This window comes from Aliterella atlantica CENA595, from assembly GCF_000952155.1.
GTDB lineage: Bacteria > Cyanobacteriota > Cyanobacteriia > Cyanobacteriales > Chroococcidiopsidaceae > Aliterella > Aliterella atlantica.
Genome location: NZ_JYON01000055.1, coordinates 1 through 3162 on the forward strand (window position 1 = coordinate 1; position 3162 = coordinate 3162).

Below are 3162 nucleotides of genomic sequence, written 5' to 3' on the forward strand. Positions count from 1 at the left end.
TTATTAAACCTGGCATCGAGCTATTGTACCGAGGGGCAACCCCCTAAGTATCGTCGCCGCAGCAGCGTTTCACTTCCGAGTTCGGGATGGGGTCGGAGTGGGTCCACCGCGCCATAGACACCAGGAAAACTGATGGGTGTGCGTACACGCAGCACCCTGAAGACTGCACAGCAACAACTGCTTGAATTTCAGGTCAAGCCCTCGGTCTATTAGTACGCTTCGGCTACATACATTACTGCACTTCCACCTCGCGCCTATCAACAGGTAATCTTCCTGTGACCTTACCTACTTATTGTAGTGAGAGCACTCATCTTGAGGTGGGCTTCCCACTTAGATGCTTTCAGCGGTTATCCGCGCCGCACTTGGCTACCCAGCGTTTACCGTTGGCACGATAACTGGCACACCAGCGGTGCGTCCCTCCCGGTCCTCTCGTACTAAGGAGGGCTCCTCTCAATGCTCTTGCGCCTGCACCGGATATGGACCGAACTGTCTCACGACGTTCTGAACCCAGCTCACGTACCGCTTTAATGGGCGAACAGCCCAACCCTTGGGACGTACTTCCGCCCCAGGTTGCGATGAGCCGACATCGAGGTGCCAAACCTCCTCGTCGATGTGAACTCTTGGAGGAGATCAGCCTGTTATCCCTAGAGTAACTTTTATCCGTTGAGCGACGGCCCTTCCACTCAGTGCCGTCGGATCACTAAGGCCGACTTTCGTCCCTGCTTGAGTTGTCGCTCTTGCAGTCAAGCTCCCTTTATGCCTTTACACTCTATGCACGGTTTCCAAGCGTGCTGAGGGAACCTTTGCGCGCCTCCGTTACCATTTGGGAGGCGACCGCCCCAGTCAAACTGCCCACCTGCAACTGTTCTCGTGCCGGATTACGGCTCCAAGTTAGAATCCTAGCTGTGTTAGAGTGGTATCTCACCGTTGGCTCCTTTGCCCCCACAAGGGCAATCTCAATGCCTCCCACCTATCCTGCGCAAACACAGCCCGGAGCCAATTACAGGCTACAGTAAAGCTTCATAGGGTCTTTCTGTCCAGGTGCAGGCAGTCCGTATCTTCACAGACATTCCTATTTCGCCGAGTCTCTCTCTGAGACACCATCCAGATCGTTACGCCTTTCGTGCGGGTCGGAACTTACCCGACAAGGAATTTCGCTACCTTAGGACCGTTATAGTTACGGCCGCCGTTCACCGGGGCTTCGGTCGCCAGCTTCAGGCTTGCGCCCTGACCGACTTCCTTAACCTTCCGGCACTGGGCAGGCGTCAGCCCCCATACTTCGTCGTTCGACTTGGCGGAGACCTGTGTTTTTGGTAAACAGTCGCCTGGATCTCTTCACTGCGACCCACGTCTGAGGTGGGCACCCCTTCTTCCGAAGTTACGGGGCCATTTTGCCGAGTTCCTTAGAGAGAGTTATCTCGCGCCCCTTAGTTTTCTCAACCTCCCTACCTGTGTCGGTTTCGGGTACAGGTGAATGTGGCTTAACGTGCTTGGAGCTTTTCTGGGAAGCTTGACTTTGCTACTTCGCGTCCGTAGACGCTCGGACTCGCACCTTAGCTCAGAGCGTTTTCGCCGCTCCTCAGCGCCTTAGTACTTGCACCAGTAACCAACATCTGGCTAACATACGCCTTCTCCGTCCCTCTGCACAAACCATACTCAGTACGGGATTAATCACCCGTTGTCCATCGACTACGCCGTTTGGCCTCGCCTTAGGTCCTGACTAACCCTCCGCGGACGAACCTGCCGGAGGAACCCTTAGGGTTTCGGGGCATTGGATTCTCACCAATGTTTTCGCTACTCAAGCCGACATTCTCACTTCTGCTTCGTCCACACCTGCTTGCCGCTAGTGCTTCTTCCTACTACAGAACGCTCCCCTACCGATAATCAAATTATCCCACAGCTTCGGTACGTCACTTAGCCCCGTTCATTTTCGGCGCAGGAGCGCTTGACCAGTGAGCTATTACGCACTCTTTCAAGGATGGCTGCTTCTAGGCAAACCTCCTGGTTGTCTTTGCACTCCCACCTCCTTTATCACTTAGTGACAATTTGGGGACCTTAGCTGGTGGTCTGGGCTGTTTCCCTCTTGACGATGAAGCTTATCCCCCACCGTCTGTCTGGTGACGTGTGCGTTTGGTATTCTGAGTTTGTCTCGATTTGGTACAGCTTTCGCCGCCCGCACCGAAACAGTGCTTTACCCCCAAACTATAATCGTCACCGCTGCGCCTCAACACATTTCGGGGAGAACCAGCTAGCTCCGGGTTCGATTGGCATTTCACCCCTAACCACACCTCATCCGCTGATTTTTCAACATCAGTCGGTGCGGACCTCCACTTGGTGTTACCCAAGCTTCATCCTGGACATGGTTAGATCACCCGGGTTCGGGTCTATAAATACTGATTAATTGCCCTATTCAGACTCGCTTTCGCTTTGGCTTCAGCACCAAGTGCCTTAACCTACCAGTACCTATAACTCGCCGGCTCATTCTTCAACAGGCACGCGGTCAGACGTTGAATCGTCCTCCCACTGCTTGTAAGCTGATGGTTTCATATTCTATTTCACTCCCCTTCCGGGGTTCTTTTCACCTTTCCCTCGCGGTACTGTTTCGCTATCGGTCACGCAGTAGTATTTAGCCTTACCTCGTGGTCGAGGCTGATTCACGCGGAATTTCCCGTGTTCCGCGCTACTCGGGATGCAGCTAGTATCCTTCCACTTTCGACTACAGGACTATTACCTTCTCTGGTGCAGTTTCTATCTGCTTCGTCTAGCTTCCAGCTTCCATATTGCTGTCCCACTACCCCAAGTGTGAAAACACTTGGTTTAGGCTCTTTCCCTTTCGCTCACCACTACTAAGGAAATCGATTTTTCTTTCTTTTCCTCCAGCTACTAAGATGTTTCAGTTCGCTGGGTTCGCTCATGCTTGTCTATATATTCAACAAGCTGTTTTTAGGTTGCCCTATTCGGATATCTCCGGCTCAATGCTTGCTTCCAGCTCCCCGGAGCTTTTCGTCGGTCGCCACGTCCTTCTTCGCCTCTGCGTGCCTAGGTATCCACCATCAGCCCTTTGTAGCTTGACCAGTTTCTTTGCTTACAACAGATACGAATTGTACCTGCCTGCTATTTGTTGTTGCTATGCAGTTTTCAAGGTTCTGGCTGAAATCTTCT

At 52.8% G+C, this 3162-nt stretch carries 2 rRNA genes; both read right to left on the reverse strand.

Annotated features, from left to right (window positions below):
- Positions 1-7: 7 nt before the first annotated feature.
- Positions 8-125 (reverse strand): 5S ribosomal RNA (gene rrf / locus UH38_RS24490).
- Between the two features lie 64 nt (positions 126-189).
- Positions 190-3074: ribosomal RNA gene (locus tag UH38_RS24495) — 23S ribosomal RNA — on the reverse strand.
- Positions 3075-3162 lie beyond the last annotated feature (88 nt).